Raw genomic sequence first — 4,146 nt, forward strand, 5'->3', positions numbered from 1 at the left:
TTCATCCCGGCCGCGCGGCCGTCAGGCGGCGGAGCCCAGGAGCAGCCGGGCCGCCTCCCGCGCCTCGGCGGCCGGCGCGCTGCTCCGGGTGACGCCGGCGGTGACCATGGCGCCCTCGGCCAGCAGGAACAGCGGCCCGGTGAGCGCGGCGGGCAGTCCCGCGTCCGCGACCAGGCCGGCGAGGTAGTCCCGGAACGCCTCCTTGTGCGCCCGCACGCGCTCCGCCACCCCCGGCGCGGTGGCCCCCAGCTCGCCGTACGCGTTGATCCACGCGCAGCCCCGGAAGCCGGGCTCGGCGAACCAGCCCTCCAGCCAGTCGAACACCGCCAGCAGGCGCCGCCGAGGGTCCGCGTGCCCCGCGACGTGCGCGGCGAGCCGTCCGCGCCAGCGCTCGTCGCGCCGGTCCAGATACGCCTCGACCAGATGCTCCTTGGCGGGGAACAACTGGTACAGCCGCTTGAGCGAGAGCCCTGACGCGGTGCGGACGGCGTCCATGCCGACCGCCTGCACGCCCCGCCCGTAGAAGAGGTCCTCCGCCGCGTCCAACGCCCGCTCGCGGGCCACCGCGCTGTCCATGAACCGCCTGCCCTGCCCTCTCTTGACGCGAGAACGATCGTTCTCCTACCGTAGCAGCCCAGTCGGAGAACGATCGTTCTCCAGTGTCGGAGGGAGCCGACCGTGACCGCCCGTCCACCCCTGCCCCCGTTCACCCGCGAGACCGCCGCGCAGAAGGTGCAGGCCGCCGAGGACGCCTGGAACACCCGCGACCCCCGCAAGGTCGCGCTCGCGTACTCCGAGGACTCGGTGTGGCGCAACCGCGACACCTTCCTCACCGGCCGCGCCGAGATCATCGGCTTCCTGACCGCCAAGTGGGCCCGGGAGGAGGAGTACGCCCTGCGCAAGGACCTGTGGGCCTTCGACGGCAACCGCATCGCGGTCCGCTTCCAGTACGAGTCACGGGACGCCCACGGCCGGTGGTGGCGGTCGTACGGCAACGAACTGTGGGAGTTCGACGGGCGCGGGCTCATGACCCGGCGCGAGGCCAGCATCGACGACGTGCCCATCGAGGAGGGGGAGCGGCGCATCCACGGCCCGCGTCCCGAGGCCGAGCGCGGGCGGACCTTCCCGCTTCAGTAGGGTGCCCGGGTGACTCAACAGGCCGGCAAGCCCTTCCTCTACGTCGTCGTCTGCGCCGCCGGGATCGCCGCGGACGTCGGCGAACTCATCGGCGCCGCCCAGCGGCGGGGCTGGGAGGTCGGCGTCATCGCCACCCCCGTCGCCATGAACGGCTTCTTCGACACCGCCGCCGTCGAGACCCAGACCGGCCGCCCCGTCCGGTCCGCCTGGCGCACTCCGGGGGACCCGCGCCCCTTTCCGCCCCCGGACGCCGTCGTCGTCGCGCCCGCCACCTTCAACACCGTCAACAAGTGGGCGGCGGGCCTCGCCGACACCCTCGCCGTGGCCACCCTCTGCGAGGCCAGTGGCCTCGGCGTGCCCGTCGCCGCCCTGCCCTGCGTCGCCGACGCCCTGGCCGCCCACCCCGCCTACCAGGAGAGCCTGATCCGGCTGCGCGGCATGGGCGTCCGCTTCGGCGAGCCGTACTCCGGCGAGAACCGGGACACGGCCGGATTCCCGTGGGAGCGGGGCCTCGACCTCGTGTCCCGCTAGGCCGTGTCCGCGAAACAGCCTAGGCGCGCCGGGCGCGCGGCCCCGGACGTCCACCGGTGCCGGGAACCGGACGGCGGGGGAGCCAACTGGCAGCAGAGACGGGGAACGCTGCCACGCTAGGAAGCTCGTGCGTCGTGGCTCTCGCGATTGGCAAGGACTTGTTCCATGTGTGTCTGGGCCCACTGCCTGAGCCCGCGTGTCAGGTGGTGGAGCGAGAGGCCGAGGCCGGTCAGCTCGTAGGTGACGGTGAGGGGGACCGTGGGCGTCACGGTGCGGATGAGCAAGCCGTCGCGTTCGAGAGCCCGTAGGGTCTGGGTCAACATCTTCTGGCTGACTCCAGCCAGTAGCCGGGCCAGCTCGGAGTAGCGCATCGCCTTCGGGGCGTGCGATGCGCCGGACGGTGCGGGGGCGTCACCGCCCAGTGCGCACAGGATCAGGACGACCCACTTGTCCGAGATCCGGTCCAGGAGCTGACGGCTTGGGCACACCGCCAGGAACGCGTTGTACTCCGCCTTGGCCTGTGCCTTCTTGCCGGCCTTCGTCGTCACTGATCCCGCCTCCCACCTTCTGGAGTGTTACGCACTTCAAAGTGCCTACTTCCCGACAGGAAGTTCCTTTCCGAGAGTGGTGCACGGGGGCTGGAGACACCACCCCCTTGCATGAAGTGAAAGGCACCGCGATGAACACGCCCTCCGCACCTCTTCCCGGCGGAACCTGGACGCTGGGTGACTCGTCCGTCACCCGGTTCGGCTACGGCGCGATGCAGCTCGCCGGCCCGTGGGTCATGGGGCCGCCCGCCGATCACGACGGCGCTCTGGCCGTGCTGCGCGAGGCAGTCAGCCTCGGGATCACCCACATCGACACCAGCGACGCCTACGGACCGCGCATCACGAATGAGCTGATCCGTGAAGCGCTGCACCCCTACCCGAAGCCGCTGTTCATCGCCACCAAGGTGGGCGCGACCCGCGACGCGCAGGGCGGCTGGCCCACGGCCCGGCGTCCCGAAGACCTGCGCAAGCAGGTCCATGAAAACCTCGAATCCCTCGGCGTCGATACCCTCGACCTGGTCAACATGCGCATGGGCGACGCCCAGGGTCCGCAGGCCGGCTCGATCGCCGAAGCATTCGAGACGCTCGTCGACCTCCAGCGAGAGGGCCTGATCCGCCACCTCGGCGTCAGCAATGTCACCGGAGAGCAGGTCGCCGAGGCGCGCAGCATCGCCCCGATCGTATGCGTGCAGAACATGTACAACCTCGCCCACCGCCACGACGACGACCTCGTAGATCATCTCGCCGCCGACGGCATCGCCTACGTGCCGTTCTTCCCCCTGGGAGGCTTCACGCCGCTACAGTCCGAGGCCCTCTCACAGGTCGCGAACCGACTGGGGGCGACGTCCATGTCGGTCGCGCTGGCCTGGCTGATCCAGCGCTCGCCGAACATCCTGCTCATCCCCGGAACTTCGTCCACCGCCCACCTGCGCGAGAACATCGCGGGCGCCGCTCTCCCCCTCTCGGACGACGATATGGCCGAACTGGACAGCATCGGCCGCTGAACAAGGTCACCGACCGAGACCGCGCTGTCGGGCGGGCCAGAGGAGGATGCCCGCGATGTGGAGGCCGGCCAGGACCGGATCCGGCCTCGTGCGGGGCCATCCTCGCGGGCGCGGGACACGCAAGCGGGCCATGTCATCGGTGCAAGCGGGTGCGTCACCGGCCGATGGCGTGGTCGCCGGGTTCGCCGGCCGGGGCCTTTTTGCGGGCCCCGGCCGCGTGTCGGTGGCCCCGCACGACAGTGGAGTTCACCGTCACGGCTTGGTATCAGCAGGGTCGTTGCCCACCTCACCCAGCCGCCCCCGGCCTGACCGCTGCCCCGGCCCGACCGGTGGAGGGTCAGTGACCGGCGCCGGCCTTGACCGCTTTCGTGGCGAAGTAGCCGGGGAGCCAGCCGGCGGTGGCTTCCGAGTGGTGCGGCGCCTCGGCGAAGCCGGTGATGGCGAAGCCCGCCGCGATCTGCCCGCCGAGCTGCTCAGTGAGCGTGTGGCTGTACTCCACCGGCGCGTCGAGGCCCCACAGCCGTTCCCGCTCGGCGGGCTCCAGGTGGGTGAGGTCGCTGTAGGGCAGGCGGTGGCGCACCACCAGCTCGCCGCGCGCCTCCAGGGACTCGGCGTCGAAGAGGTAGACGTCCGGGTTGAGGAAGCCGGACAGCAGCGTCCCGCCGGGGCGTAGCACGCGGTGGCACTCGCGCCAGACGGGCGCCAGCTCCGGGATGAACAGGTTGGAGACCGGGTGGACGACAAGGTCGAACGAGGCGTCCGGGAACGCGCTCAGGTCGCGCGCGTCGCCGAGCACGGTGCGCAGGTCGAGACCCTCCCGCGCCGCGACCGTCTCGTCCTGCGCCAGCTGGCGGGGCGAGTTGTCGAAGACGGTCACCCGCGCGCCCGCCGCGGCCAGCACCGGACCCTGCTGCCCGCCGCCGGAG

At 71.6% G+C, this 4,146-nt stretch carries 6 protein-coding genes; 3 read left to right on the forward strand and 3 right to left on the reverse strand.

The genetic code is table 11. From position 1 onward, the window contains the following. Positions 1–21: 21 nt before the first annotated feature. Entirely contained in the window at positions 22–576 is a 555-nt protein-coding gene (locus CCN42_RS25245; protein WP_086739055.1) for a TetR/AcrR family transcriptional regulator, read from the reverse strand. 102 nt (positions 577–678) lie between these two features. Here CCN42_RS25245 and CCN42_RS25250 point away from each other — a divergent pair, with 102 nt between their 5' ends. After that, positions 679–1,137, forward strand: a complete 459-nt coding sequence (locus tag CCN42_RS25250) for a nuclear transport factor 2 family protein (protein ID WP_086739057.1) — start codon at positions 679–681, stop codon at positions 1,135–1,137. A 9-nt stretch (positions 1,138–1,146) separates the two neighbouring features. Next, complete coding sequence (locus CCN42_RS25255) at positions 1,147–1,668, forward strand: flavoprotein (protein ID WP_086739059.1); 522 nt, start codon at positions 1,147–1,149, stop codon at positions 1,666–1,668. A gap of 116 nt (positions 1,669–1,784) precedes the next feature. Here the strand turns inward: CCN42_RS25255 and CCN42_RS25260 are convergent, their stop codons facing one another. Further along, positions 1,785–2,216, reverse strand: coding sequence for a winged helix-turn-helix transcriptional regulator (locus CCN42_RS25260; RefSeq protein WP_086739061.1), 432 nt, complete (start codon positions 2,214–2,216; stop codon positions 1,785–1,787). A gap of 131 nt (positions 2,217–2,347) precedes the next feature. On the opposite strand from CCN42_RS25260, the gene CCN42_RS25265 reads away from it, so the two are divergent. Continuing rightward, complete coding sequence (locus CCN42_RS25265) at positions 2,348–3,220, forward strand: aldo/keto reductase family oxidoreductase (RefSeq protein ID WP_086739063.1); 873 nt, start codon at positions 2,348–2,350, stop codon at positions 3,218–3,220. Positions 3,221–3,557: 337 nt separating this feature from the next. Here CCN42_RS25265 and CCN42_RS25270 read toward each other — a convergent pair. Continuing rightward, positions 3,558–4,146, reverse strand: a 589-nt coding sequence (locus CCN42_RS25270; RefSeq protein WP_086739065.1) for a class I SAM-dependent methyltransferase, incomplete at its 5' end; no start/stop codon positions are given.

Source organism: Streptomyces glaucescens, from assembly GCF_002154375.1.
Taxonomy (GTDB): domain Bacteria; phylum Actinomycetota; class Actinomycetes; order Streptomycetales; family Streptomycetaceae; genus Streptomyces; species Streptomyces glaucescens.

Coding starts and splice junctions, on each gene's coding strand:
- CCN42_RS25245 (WP_086739055.1), bottom strand. CDS start 576: ATGGACAGCGCGGTGGCCCGCGAGCGGGCGTTGGACGCGGCGGAGGAC.
- CCN42_RS25265 (WP_086739063.1), top strand. CDS start 2,348: ATGAACACGCCCTCCGCACCTCTTCCCGGCGGAACCTGGACGCTGGGT.